Source organism: Streptomyces sp. NPDC033178, assembly GCF_055577685.1.
In genome coordinates, this window is sequence record NZ_JBVIPT010000003.1 from 455,350 (window position 1) to 469,877 (window position 14,528).

Annotated in this window: 12 protein-coding genes; 5 read left to right on the plus strand and 7 right to left on the minus strand. The window is 69.9% G+C overall.

Going from position 1 to position 14,528, the window contains the following annotated elements:
- Positions 1–115: 115 nt before the first annotated feature.
- A complete protein-coding gene (locus tag ACZ5VQ_RS09320) occupies positions 116–2,992 on the minus strand; it encodes an alpha-L-rhamnosidase-related protein (protein ID WP_469104365.1) in 2,877 nt (958 codons plus the stop codon).
- Between the two features lie 903 nt (positions 2,993–3,895).
- Here ACZ5VQ_RS09320 and ACZ5VQ_RS09325 point away from each other — a divergent pair.
- Positions 3,896–4,651, plus strand: coding sequence for an Atu4866 domain-containing protein (locus tag ACZ5VQ_RS09325; protein WP_469104366.1), 756 nt, complete (start codon positions 3,896–3,898; stop codon positions 4,649–4,651).
- A gap of 197 nt (positions 4,652–4,848) precedes the next feature.
- On the opposite strand, the gene ACZ5VQ_RS09330 is transcribed toward ACZ5VQ_RS09325, so the two are convergent.
- The 3 genes from ACZ5VQ_RS09330 to ACZ5VQ_RS09340 all read right to left on the minus strand — a co-directional run bounded on the left by ACZ5VQ_RS09330 (position 4,849) and on the right by ACZ5VQ_RS09340 (position 8,472).
- The gene (locus tag ACZ5VQ_RS09330; protein ID WP_469104367.1) at positions 4,849–5,994 is read right to left on the minus strand and encodes an MFS transporter; all 1,146 of its coding nucleotides are present in this window, start codon (positions 5,992–5,994) and stop codon (positions 4,849–4,851) included.
- 266 nt (positions 5,995–6,260) lie between these two features.
- Positions 6,261–7,673 (minus strand): amidohydrolase family protein, encoded by a 1,413-nt coding sequence (locus ACZ5VQ_RS09335; RefSeq protein ID WP_469104368.1) that lies wholly within the window; start codon positions 7,671–7,673, stop codon positions 6,261–6,263.
- A 298-nt stretch (positions 7,674–7,971) separates the two neighbouring features.
- Entirely contained in the window at positions 7,972–8,472 is a 501-nt protein-coding gene (locus tag ACZ5VQ_RS09340) for a PaaI family thioesterase (protein WP_362076523.1), read from the minus strand.
- Between the two features lie 93 nt (positions 8,473–8,565).
- Between ACZ5VQ_RS09340 and ACZ5VQ_RS09345 the strand changes: the two genes are divergently transcribed.
- The gene (locus ACZ5VQ_RS09345; protein ID WP_362076526.1) at positions 8,566–9,033 is read left to right on the plus strand and encodes a winged helix-turn-helix transcriptional regulator; all 468 of its coding nucleotides are present in this window, start codon (positions 8,566–8,568) and stop codon (positions 9,031–9,033) included.
- 91 nt (positions 9,034–9,124) lie between these two features.
- On the opposite strand, the gene ACZ5VQ_RS09350 is transcribed toward ACZ5VQ_RS09345, so the two are convergent.
- Positions 9,125–10,063 (minus strand): RNA polymerase sigma-70 factor, encoded by a 939-nt coding sequence (locus ACZ5VQ_RS09350; protein ID WP_469104369.1) that lies wholly within the window; start codon positions 10,061–10,063, stop codon positions 9,125–9,127.
- A gap of 176 nt (positions 10,064–10,239) precedes the next feature.
- Between ACZ5VQ_RS09350 and ACZ5VQ_RS09355 the strand changes: the two genes are divergently transcribed.
- Both ACZ5VQ_RS09355 and ACZ5VQ_RS09360 read left to right on the plus strand, forming a co-directional pair.
- Positions 10,240–10,725, plus strand: a complete 486-nt coding sequence (locus tag ACZ5VQ_RS09355; RefSeq protein ID WP_469104370.1) for a carboxymuconolactone decarboxylase family protein — start codon at positions 10,240–10,242, stop codon at positions 10,723–10,725.
- 127 nt (positions 10,726–10,852) lie between these two features.
- Positions 10,853–11,425: a TetR/AcrR family transcriptional regulator gene (locus ACZ5VQ_RS09360; protein ID WP_469104371.1), complete on the plus strand. Its 573-nt coding sequence runs from the start codon at positions 10,853–10,855 to the stop codon at positions 11,423–11,425.
- Positions 11,426–11,472: 47 nt separating this feature from the next.
- Here ACZ5VQ_RS09360 and ACZ5VQ_RS09365 read toward each other — a convergent pair whose 3' ends face one another.
- Together ACZ5VQ_RS09365 and ACZ5VQ_RS09370 are read right to left on the minus strand one after the other, a co-directional pair.
- Positions 11,473–12,339 (minus strand): alpha/beta fold hydrolase, encoded by an 867-nt coding sequence (locus ACZ5VQ_RS09365; RefSeq protein WP_469104372.1) that lies wholly within the window; start codon positions 12,337–12,339, stop codon positions 11,473–11,475.
- A gap of 92 nt (positions 12,340–12,431) precedes the next feature.
- Positions 12,432–13,247, minus strand: coding sequence for an oxidoreductase (locus ACZ5VQ_RS09370; protein ID WP_469104373.1), 816 nt, complete (start codon positions 13,245–13,247; stop codon positions 12,432–12,434).
- Between the two features lie 194 nt (positions 13,248–13,441).
- Here ACZ5VQ_RS09370 and ACZ5VQ_RS09375 point away from each other — a divergent pair, with 194 nt between their 5' ends.
- Positions 13,442–14,446, plus strand: coding sequence for an NADP-dependent oxidoreductase (locus ACZ5VQ_RS09375; RefSeq protein ID WP_469104374.1), 1,005 nt, complete (start codon positions 13,442–13,444; stop codon positions 14,444–14,446).
- Positions 14,447–14,528 lie beyond the last annotated feature (82 nt).

Genomic DNA, 14,528 nt, shown 5'->3' on the forward strand with positions numbered 1-14,528 from the left:
CGCGGACGTGGTCGCGGCAGCCCGCCCGGAGTGATCCGGCAGCCCCCGAACACGCGGGGAGGCGAGGGCTGCCGGAGGCGTCGTACTGCCCAGGACGTGCGGTAGGTCGTACCACTCAGGACGTGAGGTAACAGGACTTGCTCACACCCGGCAGCGGATCGGTGCCGAATGCCGCGGTCGTGCAACCGGTGCCGCCGGTGAACGACTTGTACACGAAGCTGCCCCGTGCGCCGTAGGCGGCGGTTCGCTGTCCGCTGAAGGAGCACGTGCCGCCTTCGGCGGAGCAGGCCGTGGCGTAACCGGCCGGGCCGCCGGTGGCGGTGTAACAGGACTTCGACTCCCCGGAGATCGGGTCGCCGAACGTGGCGTCCGTGCACGGGGTGTTACCGGTGGCCGTGACGGTGGCGAACGCGCCGAAGGCTCCGTACATCACCGGCTGTCCGGCGGCGGCCGGACAAGTGCCGTTCTGGTCCGCGCACTTGGTCCAGCCACCGGGTGGCCCCCCGGCGGGCGGCAGGTAGCAGGACTTGGCCACGCCGTCGATGGGATCGCCGAAGTGGGCGTTGGTGCAGGCGACGGAGCCGTTGGTGACCTGGTGGGCGAAGTTGCCGTTGGCGCCGTACGCCACGTCGCGGTTGTAGCCGGGAACGGAGCAGTTGGCGCCCTCGGCCGCGCAGACGGTGTATCCGGGCGGGCCGCCCGCGTCGGCGACGTAGCAGGACTTGACGAGATCCGACGCCGGGTCGCCGCCGAAGGCGGTGTTGGTGCACGCGGTGCTGTCGGTCACCGTCTTGTACCTGTACGTTCCGGCCCCGTAGGCCACCGAACGGGTGCCGCTGAAGGAGCACGTACCGCCCTCGCCCGCACAGCGGGTGAAGCCCGCGCGCAGGGCGCCGGTACCCGGCTCGGCGGGCGGCGAGGGATTGCCCAGTCCGGTGGCGGTCACGGTGTAGCCGCCCGGGGCGACACCGGTGAGGTAGACGTAGGTGTCGTCCTGGCCGCCGCCGGTGATGCCGGAGGTGGGCGTGAAGGTTCCGTTGCGCCAGACGACGGAACCGTTCACGGACACCGTGACGTTGCCGCCGCCGAACTTCGGGACTCCGATACGGCCGGTGGTGCCGGACGGGCTGGTGAGGTGCGCCGAGTAGGTGCCGGCCGCGAGGTCGCGGGACCAAGACGCGTTGACGGCGCCCTGCGGCATGGTGATGCGGCCCTCGGCGCTGGTCAGATCGCCGGGGTGCGGGACGAAGCGGTACGCGCCGGTCGCCGACTCCGGTGCGGTGCCGAGCACGTCGAAGGTGAGCGTGGAGGTCGGCGCACTGGACCAGCCGTGGGCCAGGCTCATGAACGAACCGCCGTAGGCGAGGCCGCCGTCGGCCTTGATGCCCTCCCAGAAGGTGCTCTTGGTGCCGATGTCGCTGTTCAGCATGTGGCCCCAGGTGCGGCGGATCTGGTCCAGGGCTCCGTGGTCGTCATTGGCGGTGAAGCGGGCGTTCAGCTCCATGCCGCCCACGAAGGGCGAGACGTTGCCGCCCCACTCGGGAGTGGTCGGACCGTAGGTGCCCCAGCGTGTGCCGAGCCCCGCGATGACACTCTTCGCCTTGGCCGTGGAGTCGGTGAGCCCGTACCAGACGGCGAGCGAGTTGCCGTCCTGTGGGTACAGGCCGCTGGTCGGGTTGTCCTTGTACATCCCCTTCGAGGGGTCCCACAGACGGGAGTTGGCCGCGGTCTTGAGGGCGGCCGCCCTGCTGTTCCAGCTCGCGGCGAGCGCGCTGTCGCCCTCGACCGTGGCCAGGGTGGCGCCGCCCCTGAGCGCGGCGTACAGCAGCGCGTTGGCGGAGATGTTCTCGCCGCCCTGGCCGGACCGGGCCCAGTCCTGCGTGCGGGTCACGTTGAGCAGGTTGCTGCTGCCGATCTTGTTGATGATGAAGGCCATCCCACGCTTGTAGTCGGCCCATTGGGAGTCCAGCCACGCCCGGTCGGCCGTGTACGTGTAGTACGTCGACGTGCCCAGCAGTGTCCAGGTGTGGTAGGTGTCCGAGCCCTTGAGGTTGAACGGCGGTCCGGACCAGGGGATTTCACCCTCGGCGGACTGAGCGTCGAACATCGTGGTGAGCGCGTTGCGGGTCGAGGTGAGGTCGCCCGAGTACGCGTACTGGCTGGGTACTGCGATGCCCAGGTCGCCGGGCCACACCGTACGGTCGCGCTTGGCCCCGTCGACCAGGATGGAGTCACCCACCCCGACAGTGGCGCCGTTGTCCCACTCCGAGGCCGGCGGTGGCCAGGCGCGGCCCTGGTCGGAGGCGATGGTGTTGAGCTGCACGGTGTACGCCCCGGCATACCAGATGCGGTTGAGCAGTTCGTCGTTGGAGTGGAAGTAGTTGGCGTAGTCGGCCGGGTTGCTCTTCCCCGGAGCCGCCGTGAAGTCGAGGCTCACGCCCTTGAGGTCCACCCAGCCCGAGGTGTCGAGGAAGACGGTGAGGTAGCGGAAGCCGCCCCGCTGTCTCGCGGTGGGCACCGTGTAGGTGCCGTTGGCGGAGGCCGTGGTGTAGAGGGCCCCGTCCTCTCCGTCGCGACCGCTGCTCCGGTCGCTGTTGTTGCCCACGTACAGCGACGACTCGCTGTACGCCAGGCCGACCCGTTGGCCTCCGCTGCTGGTGCCACCGAAGGACAACGTTGTCACGCCGCCGACCTCTTTGCCGAAGTCGAGCGTGATGGCCGACTGCGAGCCGGAGATCCTCGTCGGCTGCCCGCTGAGGACGTTCTGCGGGTTCGCGACACTGCCGGACGTCTTGTGGACGGCGGTCGGCTTGAGGGTGCGTGAGGTCGGCGAGTAGTTCAGGGGGTCAACGGCAGCGCGGGGTGCGGCAGTTGGCGCCTTCGAAGTCGCCAGGGACGCTGGAGCGGATGCGTCGGCGGACGGCGCGGGAGCCACGGCCAGCGCGGAGGCCACGACCATGGCGAGGCCAACCAGGTGCCCTGGAAAGGGCATTCGGTGGAGCAGGGGACGGCGGCGCCGCATGAATACCTCCCGGATCGGTTCGGAAACAAGCTGACTGAATCGATTCAAATCGATCGCCCACGAAGGCCTGGGACTCATGGAACAGTGGGTCTGCGAGACGCCTCGCCGAAGTTGCACCGATGATGGGCGCCCGGAAATGGACTGTCAACCCATCGCGCCCCTCCTGAACTCCACTGAAAATGCCGCCCTTTGGGGGCATTGACAGGGACTCGCCAAAACGATTCACTGCCCCGGGACAGGTATGGACCAGTGCTCGTTTTCGGACCGGCAGGGCGAGGCTGCCGGGTGAGCGAGGCGGCGAGCGACCGGTGCCTCCGGCGCTGCGCGTGCGACGGGTCATCGGGTGCACCGGGCGGCGCGTACGACGGCAGCGGCGGCTCCCGCTGCCTCGGCGAGGGCTTCGCCGTGTCGCCGACCATGTCCGGTGGTACGGGGCCGCTGGTACGGGGCCGGTGGTACGGGGCCGGTGGTACGGGGCCGGTGGTACGGGGCCGGTGGCGGCCCCGACCGGACGGCGTACCCGGGCCTGTGTCCTCGGAACGTTCACCGCTGACGGCACCCGGGCTCTCGGCCCGGGTGGGCGAAGACGCTCGGGCGGTCGATGCCGCTCGCCGCGCAGTGGCTGGGGACTGGCCGCGTGCTGACCGAGCCACTGCCCGGTTGGGGACCGCCTCAGTAGGCGCCTCCGCATACGGACCGGCGCGCAGGGTGGGTGCCGAACACCTGGGTAAACGGCGGCCTGGTTCCGCTCCGTGGCCGCGACCAGGCTGACCGTAAGGCAGCCGCAAGGAGCTGCCGACCCCGCCTCGGCCGGCGTGAACGCGCTCGACGCAATCCACAGGCCGACGGACCCACTCACCTGAGGAGCAGGCGATGAGCGACACCGACACGGACACCGTGAACTGGAACAGCAAGGCCTTCGACGAGATCGTCTCGAACGACGCGGGACGTCCCGTCCTGTTCACCAACGCCCGGGTCCTGACGATGGACCCGCTGATCGGGACCATGACCGGCGCCGACGTCCTGCTCGTGGGCGCCCTGCTCGTGGGCGTCGGCCCCGGCATCATCACCGCGGCACAGGACGACAACGCCATCGTCGTCGACTGCACGGGCATGACCGTCGTACCGGCCGTCGTGGACACCGTCGCCCTGGTCGGCGGACGCGGCCACCGCTCGGAGTACGTCGCGACGCTGACGCCGGGGAACGTCGGCGACCTGCTCGTCGTGCCCGACGAGTTCGCCGCCGACGTGGCGAGCGCACAGGCCACCCTCCTGACCCGCCCGGACCAGGTCCGCGCCCTGGTCGCGGCCGGCAAGCCGGTCCTCTGGGCCGGCACCGACGCCCCCGACCGCCCCACCGCGCCCGAGGCCGGCATCCCGGCCGCCGGGGACATGACCGGCAGCCCGCGCGTCGGTGTCTGGATCGACAGGAACGACTTCCTGCACCAGGAGCTCACCGTCGACGGCCGCTACGACGAGACCCGGGGCGGCCGCCCACACGCCTACCAGGGCCGGTACTGGGTCGACGGCGACCGGATCGACTACCTCGACGACCTCGGCTTCTGGGCCTTCGGCGAGTTCCAGGGCGAGGAACTGCACCACGCGGGGTACGCCATGCGACTGGGCTGACGCCGTTGCCGGTACGGGCCTTGCCCGTACCGGCGTTGACCTGTTCTGGCCCTGCCCCGTTCTGGCCCTGCCCCGTACGGGCGTTGACCCGTACGGGCGCTGAACAAACCAGTGAGCTCCAGCCCCCGCTCGCCATCAGGCGGAGGGGCTGGAGCTCTCGCTTGTCCGCAACGGAGCCAAGTTGGGCTCCGCAGGTTTCACAGGTCGCGCCGACGGCCGGTGAGGGCAGGCAGGGAGAGCAGCGTGCCCACGACCAGCAGTACGGTGACGGCGCGGAGGATGCCGCCGAAGCCCTGCCCGGAAAGGGCGCCAGCCAGTTGCGGGCCCAGGCTGGCGCCGAGGAACATGCTGCAGGCGTAGAGGGCGACGCCCGCGCCCCGGGCATGGGAAGCCATGGTGTGAACGATCTCGACGACGGCGGGAGCGGCCGTCGCCACCGCCGCCACGAACACGAGCAACACCAGCGCGAGGACGCGGACATCGCCGCGCAGCACGGAGCCGGCCGCGACCGCTCCTGCCGCCACGAACATCGCCAGTACGACGCGTACCGGCGCTGCCAGTCGATGCAGGGCAGAGGTGAGGAGCGGGACCGCGACGAGGGCGGGCAGGGCGCTGGCCCGCAGGGCGAGCAGGGCGGCGTTGTCGCCCGCGACGCCAGGGGGCCCGGCGACGACGACCGCGGTGTAGACGGCCACGAAGGATGCCATGACGGTGACCGTGGCGAGATACAGGGCGACGAGGCGAGGCTTGCGCAGCAGACGAGGTACGGCGACGAAGGCCTGGAGCAGACTGGGGCCGGAGCCCTGTGCCGCCGTGGGGCGCAGGATATGCCGGACCGGCCAGAGGCTGAGTGCCATGAGGGCGGCGCCGAGGACGAAGACCATCCGCCAGCCGAGTCCGGCCGCGACGATCTGAGCGCCGATCTGCATGAGCACGGCCGAGGCCAGCATCCCGCTGGTGACGCAGGTGAGGGCGATGCCCCGGCGGTGGGGCACGAGGTGGCCGGCGATGTACGAGAACGCCGAGGGCGCGAACGTGGCCGCGGTGAGCCCTTGCACGATGCGCAGCGCGACGGCCCAGGTGAGAGTGGGAGCAGCGCTCACTGCCAGCGTGGTGACGGTTGCCCCCACCAGTCCGCCAGTGATCACCGTCCGGGGACCGTAGCGGTCGGACAGCGGTCCGGCGATCAGGAACCCCGCCGCGTAGGCGAACCCGAACGCGGTGGCGGTCCACGTCGTCTGCGTCGGGGTGGTCGCAAGGGAGCCGGCCATGGGGACCAGCATGGCGAGGACGGTGTACATCTGGCCGACGACGAGGACGCCGAGGGCGGTCAGCAGAGCCACGGTGGAGGCGGTACGGCTACCGGTCGGCGTGGGTTGGTCCGTCGCGAGCCGGTCCGATGCTTTGGGTGACGCGGATCGGTCTGTCGCGGTGGGCGATGGGGATCGGCGGAGGACGGTGAGGCGGGACATGGGGACTCCGGTTGTGCGCACACGTCGGTGGCGCTGATTTCTGGGTGATGGTGCTGGTGTTGGTGCTGGTACCGAGTGCCGGGCCGTGTCCGACGAGGCGCTCCCGGGCTCGGCCGGGGAGCGCCCCCGAACTCCGGTCAGCCGGCCGGTGTGTTGAGCACGTACGTGCGGGACGCGCCGACCTCGCTGCGCAGTGCGGGTAGGTCGACGTCGAGGACCTGGCCGTTCCACTTGCGGGGTCGGCCGCCCACCAGGACGCCGGTGATGTTGCGGGCGTCGGAGCCCAACACCAGTGTGCCGATGGGGTCGTTGAGGGGCATGTTGTTGAGGTCCTCGGCCTGGACGACCAGCAGGTCGGCCTTCTTGCCGGGCGTGAGCGAACCAGTGACGTCACCGAGGCCGTTGGTCCGAGCGCCCTGGAGGGTGGCGAAGTCCAGGACGTCGTGCGTGGTGATGCGGGAGAGGTCGCCGCCCGTTCCGTAGGCGGCGTTGACCGCGCGCATCCGCTGGATCGCGAGCAGGGCCCGCATCTGGGTGAACATGTCGCTGGCGAGGGCGACTTCGACGTCGATGCTCAGGCCGGGGCGGATGCCGACGGCGAGCGCCTCATCCACGGCGGGGATGGCCGTCTCCAGCCCGATCTGTGCGTCCGAGGTGGGCGCGAGGGCGACCGTGGTGCCCGACTCCCCCATCACCTTCCAGGCTTCGGAGGTCAGACCGGTGGCGTGGATCAGGGTGACATCGGGGCCGAGGATGCCGTGCTCGGCCCAGGACCGCACGGCCTCCGAGGAGGCCGTACCGAAGACCGCGTCGACGCTGACACCGATACCCAAGTCGGCTGCGGTACGGGCGAGTTCGGGACCGTACGCGAGGACGGGTCCCGCGATCTCGTCGGTGGCCAGCGTCGCCATGCGGAGCGTGAGCAGCTGGTCGTCGCTGCTGAAGTACTGGTCCTTGAGGCGGGTCAGGTCGGCCGGCCACTGGCGGTCCCACTCCCCGAAGTGCGGCCCCATCGAGGCGTGCACCCCGCGGATACCGGTGTCCCGCAGTGCTTCGATCGCCGCGTCGGAGTGCTCGCGGGTACGGGAGTTGTGGGAGAAGTCGAGCATGGTGGTGATGCCGCTGTCGATCGCGGTCAGCGCCGCCAGCTTGGTGCCGACGTACATGTCCTGCGGGCGGTAGACAGTGGCGTATCCGGCGAGTGTGGACATCACATAGCCGCCGAGGTCGTCGACGTCGGGCATGATCCGGCGCAGCTGGGCCTCCCAGGCATGCCGGTGGGTGTCGACGAAACCGGGAGCCAGGATGGTGCCGGAGGCATCCACGACGACCGCGCCCGCCACGCCCTCCGTGGCCTCCGCGGTCAGGTTCGGCCCGATCGCGGCGATGGAGTCGCCCTCGACGAGCAGGTCACTGTCGTGCAGGACGCCCAGTTCCGGGTCCATCGTGACGATGGTGGCGCCGGTGAACAGGATGCGTCGACGGGGGTCGGCGGACTGGCGTCGCAGTTGTTCGAGAAGGCGGGCGCTGGTGGTGTCGTCGGTGCTCATGGCGGGCCCCTTTCGGGTGGCTCTTCGCAGGCGCCGGGGGAGGCGCCGAGTCTGGGCCGAGTGGCTTCTGGTCCAAGACTCGATCCGCGCCCGCACGGCAACCAGGCCGCCGTTTCCCTAGGTGCGACGCACCCAGGACAGCCCGCGGTCACAGGGGCTCCGCCACCGAGAGGCGTGGCGATCGACCGACGGGCCGGACCGGAGGCACCCCTGCCTCAGCGCCGGGCCACGCCGGACGCATTGCCCTCAGCGCCGGCCTGCGCCAGGCACATGGACCGGTATCCACCGAGGCCAAGGCTCACCCTTGAGCGGGCGGCACCGGGAAGAGCAGGCAGCTGCTGGTGGCGTGGGCCAGCAGACGGTCCTTCGCGTCGAACAACTGCGCCTGGGCGAGGGCGGTTTGACGGCCCTGGTTGACAACCGTACCGATGGCTCGCACCCTGCCCGTGTCCACGGTGATCCGCCGCAGGAACTTCACCGTCAGGTCGAGCGAGGTGTACGCCATGCCCTGCGGGAGGGCGGACTGGACGGCGCAACCCGCCGCCGAGTCGAGCAGGGTGGCGAAGATTCCGCCGTGCACGCTGCCGATCGGGTTGTAGTGCTCCTCCCCCGGCATCAGGGAGAAGACCGCCCTGCCGGGCTCCACCTCGTCCAGGGCGAAGTCCATGCCGGCACCGATGGGCGGCGGTGGCAGTCGCCCCGCCTGCACCTCGCGCAGGAAGTCGATGCCGGCCATGCGTCCGGCGGCCTCCGCCAGGATCGCGGGGTCTTCCCATTCATACGTACGTGTTCGTCCCACGATCCGGCGCCTTCCCGTCTGACTTTTGCAAACGAAGCTAGCTTCCGGCTCACCTGACTGTCAATGACGAAGCCAGGCCCCTACGATGGGGGGATGGAGTGGCTTGAGGCGAGCACGGAGAACTGCCCCGTCCAGCGGACGCTCGACGTGGTCGGGGAGAAATGGACGCTGCTGATCCTGCGTGACGCGGTCAACGGAGTCCGCCGCTTCGACGACTTCCACCGCCACATCGGCCTGTCGGAGGCCGTCCTCAGCGACCGCCTCCGGAAGCTGGTCTCGACCGGGATCCTGAAGACCGTCCCGTACCGGGAGGCGGGCAGCCGCTCCCGCAACGAGTACCGCCTCACCCGCAAGGGCTGGGACCTGTGGCCCGTCCTGATGGCGCTGAGCCAGTGGGGCGAGACCCACGCCCTCGGCGCCGAGGGCCCCGTACTGGATGTCCGCCACACCGACTGCGACGCTCCGGTCCGCGTCGTCGTGGAGTGCTCCGCGGAACACTCCACGCTCACCCCCAGGGAGGTCACCGCCCGGCTCGGACCCGGCGCCCGCCTCCGCACCTGAACCACCGGCAAGGGGTACGCGGGCCCTCTCAGGACGGCGCCCGCTTCCGAAGAACCCGCGAGGGCCCGCAAGAACCCTCAAGAATCCGTACTCAGCGGCGCAGCGCGGTCTCCCGCTCCATGTGGGACAGCTTCTCGGGATTGCGTACGGCGTAGAGGCCGGTGATGAGGCCGTCGTCGATGCGCACCGCCACGACGGTGTCGAGCTCGCCGTCGAGCCGGACGATCAGCGCCGGGTGGCCATTGACCTGCACGGGCCGCAGCGACACCGCGTCGGCGACCCTGCCAAGACCGGCCACAAGCAGGCGGGCCACCTTGTCGGCGCCCACGATGGGCCGCAGCACGGCCTGCTTGACTCCGCCGCCGTCGCCCAGGAGGACGACGTCCGGCGCGAGGATGTCGAGCAGGCTCTGCAGATCGCCCGTGTTGACCGCCCGCTGGAACGCGTCCAGGGCGTCCCTGGTCTCCGCCGGGGAGACGACCCCGCGCGGCCTGCGCGCCGCGACGTGCGCCCGTGCCCGGTGCGCGATCTGGCGGACAGCGGCCGGGTTCTTGTCGACGGCTTCGGCGATCTCGTCGTACCCGAGGTCGAACACCTCCCGCAGCACGAACACCGCCCGCTCGGTCGGCTGCAGGGTCTCCAGCACCAGCAGCATCGCCATCGAGACGCTGTCGGCCAGCTCGACGTCCTCGGCCACGTCGGGCGCGGTGAGCAGCGGCTCGGGCAGCCAGGAGCCGACGTAGGACTCCTTGCGGCGGCCGAGCGTACGCAGCCGGCTCAGCGCCTGGCGCGTGGTGATCCGGACCAGGTACGCGCGCGGGTCCCGCACGGTGCCGAGGTCGACGCCCGCCCATCGCAGCCAGGTCTCCTGCAGCACGTCCTCGGCGTCGGCGGCCGAGCCGAGCATCTCGTAGGCGACGGTGAACAACAGGTTCCGATGGGCGACGAACGCCTCGGTGGCGAGGTCCGTGCGTCCGCCGTCGGCGGGCTGCCCGGCCGTGTCGTCTGTGCGCTCGCCGTGCTCGCTCATCACCGGCTGCTCCTGCCTCTGCGTTGTCGACGGTGTCACGCGCACAAGACGCCGGCCGCCGCCGCTCTGTGACATCGATGAGCGGTGGCGCACGTCACACGACCGCCTCGTCACAGGGAGCGAGGCGCCGGCATCTCATGTTCGACCAGTGCAACACCACGAGTGAGGACGAAGCCATGGACGCCCGATTCAACCTGTTCGGCAACGAGATCGCCGGCAAGTTCGCCAAGCGGTTCGCAGGCGCCGGCCTGCTGATCCAGCAGTCGCCGCTGCCGAAGTCCACTCAGGAGCTGGTGTCGCTGCGCGCCAGCCAGATCAACGGCTGCGGTTGGTGCATCGACATGCACACCAAGGAGGCCGCGGCCGCCGGTGAGACCGCGGTCCGGCTCAACCTGGTCGCCGCCTGGCGCGAGTCCACCGTGTTCACCGAGGCGGAGCGGGCCGCACTGGCGCTCGCCGAAGAGGGCACCCGGCTCGCCGACGCCCACGAGGGCGTGTCCGACGAGACCTGGGCCCAGGCACGCAAGCACTACGACGACGACCAGATCGCCGCGCTGGTCTGCCTGGTCGCCCTGATCAACGCGGCCAACCGGCTCGCCGTGATCGTCCACCAGCGGGGAGGCTCCTACGAGCCCGGCATGTTCGCCGCCGCATTCGACTGACCGACAGCCGAAGCCCGCCTGCCCGCTCGCTCGCTCGCTCGCCTGCGGATCGTAATATTACGTACGTCAGCCCATCTCTTGGGCTGGGTGCGAGGCAACGGCCTTACGGGGCGAACGGAGGAAGCTCGTGGTGCGCTACGCCAAGGAGCACAAACAGGTGACGCGGCAACGCATCATCGAGAAGGCCGGCCATCGGTTCAAGCAGGACGGCATCGACGGCTCGGGCATCTCCACGCTGATGTCGGATGCCGGGCTCACCAACGGAGCCTTCTACGCCCACTTCGCGTCCAAGGACGACCTCGTCGCCCATGTCGTGACCGAGGAACTGCGCACGCAGATCGCGAGCTACGGCATGCTGCGCCCCGGCCGCCGGGGGCTTGAGGACTTCGTTCGTGAATACCTGTCGCCCGAGCACCGGGACCACCCCGGTCTCGGGTGCCCCTCCGCCGCCCTGCTCGACGAGATCGGCCGCTGCGGGGACGAGACCAAGCAGGCCTACACCGACGGCGCGCGGGACATCGTGGAGGAGATCGCCGCCCGTCTGACACCCGAGAACCCGCGGTCCGCCCGGGGCAGGGCGATCGGGCTCTTCACCATGGTGGTGGGGACGTTGCAGCTGTCCCGCGCCCTGTCCGACCGGAAGTTCTCCGACGAGGTCCTCGAGCAGGGAATCGAGAACGCCCTCGCGTTCATGCGCTGAGGGGGCCGAGAGGAAGGCACACGGCCGCAATCGGCACCTGCCGACCACTACCGTTCGAGGAACTCGACAGCCGTCGCCACGAACTCCCGGTGGAACTGGAAGATACCGCCGTGGCCGGCGTCGGGGTAGATCACCAGCTCGCCGTTCGGCAGCCGCCGCGCCAGGTCGTACGAGTTCTGCGACGGGACCATCCTGTCGCTCTCGCCGTTCGCGACGAGCACGGGCTGCCGGATGGCGGAGAGATCCTGGGGCCGCTCCAGCCCCCAGCGGTGAATGGCCTTGAGCTGGTTGCTGTACGAAATCGGGGAGATCGCCTTGTCCCGGTCCTGGGTGCGCTCCTTGAGGCGGGCCAGGAACTCCTTCCCGGCCTGCCGCCCGCCCGCGGTGTGCGTGAAGAAGAGAAACTGCTTCGGATCCTGAAGGGTGAACAGCCCTCGGACGGTGTCGGGATGGGACAGCAGGGTCACGTTCTTGATGCCCTCGCCGCCGGCAGGACCGGTACCCGTGAGGATCAGCCTGCGGACGAGGTCCGGATCGGTCTGCGCGATCACCTGGGCGATCATGCCGCCCATCGAGAAGCCATGAAGGTCGACGTGGTCGAACCCGAGCGCCCGGATGAAGGTGACGGCGTCCTTCGCCATCGCCTGGATGGTGCGCGGTGTCGAACCGGTCGAAGCGCCGACGCCTCTGTTGTCGAACGTGACGACCCTCCGCTTGGCGGCGATGCCGTCGACGACCCGGGGGTCCCAGTTGTCGAGGACCGCGGCGAGGTGGGTGAGAAAGACCACCGGGACACCGGACCGGGGACCGAGCTCGCGATAGGCGAAGGTCACTCCCCCGGCGGTGACGGTGCGGGTCTGTGCGTTCTTGTACGACGTCACCTCGTGGCCTCGTACGTCCTGTGAGTCGTTCATGGTCCTGCCCTTCGGTGTGGGGTTTTCGGTGTGGGGGTTTCTGTGAGCGCGCACCGGCCCCTCCCTTGCCGGAATCGCGAATGGGCCCGGTGTCAGCCGGCCAGCTTGTTGAACTTGCGGATCTGCTTGTCGAAGGTCCGGGCGGGAGCGATGCGGCGCAGCAGGCTGAGGCGTCCGGCCAGTGGGCCGGCGGTGTAGCGCAGCTTCGGCGTCGGGTCGGTGGCGGCCGCGACGATCGCCTTGGCGACGACGGCGGGGGCGTCGCCGCCCCTGACCGCCTCCGCGACCAGCCGGTCGGCGATGTGCCGCTGCTCCGCGTAGACCGGCAGCGGTGTATCGGGCTGCACGATGTTCCCTTCGAACGCGGTGTTGGTCGCGCCGGGCTCGACGAGAAGGATCCGGACGCCGTGCTCGCGGACCTCGTGGTCCAGGGATTCGGAGTAGCCCTCGACCGCGTGCTTGGACGCGACGTACACGGCCATGTAGGGCTGGGGGATGAAACCGTAGATCGACGACGTGTTGATGATGCGTCCGCGGCCCTGGGCGCGCATGTGCGGCAGGACGGCCTTCGTCATGCGGATGAGGCCGAACACGTTGATGTCGAAGACGCGCCGGTCCTGCGCCAGGGAGCTTTCCTCGGCGGCGCCTGTCGAGCCGATGCCGGCGTTGTTGACGAGGACGTCGATCCGGCCGAACCGGTCGGTGACCTGCCGGACCAGGGCGGTGACGGACGCGTCGCTGGTCACGTCGAGGTCGAGGAGGGTGACGCCGTCGAGCGGGGTGACCTCCGAGGCCTTCCGGCCGGTTCCGACCACCTCGAAGCCCGCTCCGACGAGCGCGAGGGCGGCTGCTTTTCCGATGCCGGAGGACGCACCTGTCACGAGTGCTACCGGCCGTGTTGTCGTCATGAGGAGTCCTTGAGGAATTGATGATGCTCATGCGCTCTACAGGGATTCGAAACGCCGTCGACGCCCCACGGCAGCCCCGGGACCAGCGAGTCCGTACCAGCGAGTCCATTTGCGGACCGCTGACCCGCAGCATAACATTATGACCGTAATTCAATGAACCTTCGTCCGCCTGCGGATGAGACGAGGAGACGACGATGAGGGCCTTCACGGTGGAGCGCTACGGCAGCAAGGACGGAGTGCGTGTCGGCGACGTGCCGGAGCCGGACGTGGGCGCGGACGACGTGCTGGTCCGGATCCAGGCCGCGAGCGTCAACCCGCTCGACCGCATGATCCGGGACGGCGAGATGAAGACGATCCTGCCGTACAAGGTCCCGTTCGTCCTGGGCAACGACCTGGCCGGAGTGGTGGTCGAGGTGGGCGCGGCCGTCACGCGGTTCGCGGTGGGCGACGAGGTCTTCGCGCGGCCCGACAAGAACCGGATCGGCACGTTCGCCGAACGCATCGCGGTGCACCAGGACGACGTGGCGATCAAGCCGGCCGCGCTGACCATGGAGGAGGCCGCGTCCCTTCCCCTGGTCGCCCTGACCTCATGGCAGGCGCTGGTCGAGCGGGCTCACGTCCAGCCGGGCCAGAAGGTCCTCGTCCACGCGGGCTCCGGCGGCCTGGGCACCATCGCCGTCCAGCTGGCCAAGCAACTGGGCGCGTACGTGGCCACCACCACGAGCACGGCCAACGTCGACCTGGTGAAGCGGCTGGGCGCGGACGTCGTCGTCGACTACAAGAAGCAGGCCTTCGAGACGGAGCTGCACGACTACGACGTCGTCCTTGACTCGCTCGGCGGCGAGACCCTCAAGAAGTCCCTGGACGTACTCAAGCCCGGCGGAAAGGTCATCAGTGTCGTGGGCCCTCCGGACGCCGCTTTCGGCAGAGAACTGGGAGCGAACCCGGTCATCCGGCTGGTGATGTCCGCGCTGAGTCTCCAGATCCGACGAGCGGCCCGGCGCCGCGGCGTGACGTACTCGTTCCTGTTCATGAGGGCCAGCGGCGACCAGCTGCGCGAGCTCACCCCTCTCATCGAGACCGGAAGGATCCGGCCCGTCGTCGACACCGTGTTCCCGTTCGAGTCGGCCCGGGAGGCGCTGGAGTACGTCGAAGCGGGGCGCGCGAAGGCCGGCAAGGTCGTCGTCAGGATGACGTGAGGGACATGGACACACCGCGGGAGCGACACCGCCGGGCGAAGGCCACTGGGCTATTGGCTATGGGCCGTGGGCCGTGGGCACC

Excerpts from the sequence above, each read along its gene's own strand:
- ACZ5VQ_RS09375 (WP_469104374.1), top strand. The coding sequence starts at position 13,442 with ATGAGGGCCTTCACGGTGGAGCGCTACGGCAGCAAGGACGGAGTGCGT.
- ACZ5VQ_RS09350 (WP_469104369.1), bottom strand. The coding sequence starts at position 10,063 with ATGAGCGAGCACGGCGAGCGCACAGACGACACGGCCGGGCAGCCCGCC.
- ACZ5VQ_RS09370 (WP_469104373.1), bottom strand. The coding sequence starts at position 13,247 with ATGACGACAACACGGCCGGTAGCACTCGTGACAGGTGCGTCCTCCGGC.
- ACZ5VQ_RS09335 (WP_469104368.1), bottom strand. The coding sequence starts at position 7,673 with ATGAGCACCGACGACACCACCAGCGCCCGCCTTCTCGAACAACTGCGA.
- ACZ5VQ_RS09365 (WP_469104372.1), bottom strand. The coding sequence starts at position 12,339 with ATGAACGACTCACAGGACGTACGAGGCCACGAGGTGACGTCGTACAAG.
- ACZ5VQ_RS09345 (WP_362076526.1), top strand. The coding sequence starts at position 8,566 with ATGGAGTGGCTTGAGGCGAGCACGGAGAACTGCCCCGTCCAGCGGACG.
- ACZ5VQ_RS09320 (WP_469104365.1), bottom strand. The coding sequence starts at position 2,992 with ATGCCCTTTCCAGGGCACCTGGTTGGCCTCGCCATGGTCGTGGCCTCC.
- ACZ5VQ_RS09355 (WP_469104370.1), top strand. The coding sequence starts at position 10,240 with ATGGACGCCCGATTCAACCTGTTCGGCAACGAGATCGCCGGCAAGTTC.
- ACZ5VQ_RS09325 (WP_469104366.1), top strand. The coding sequence starts at position 3,896 with ATGAGCGACACCGACACGGACACCGTGAACTGGAACAGCAAGGCCTTC.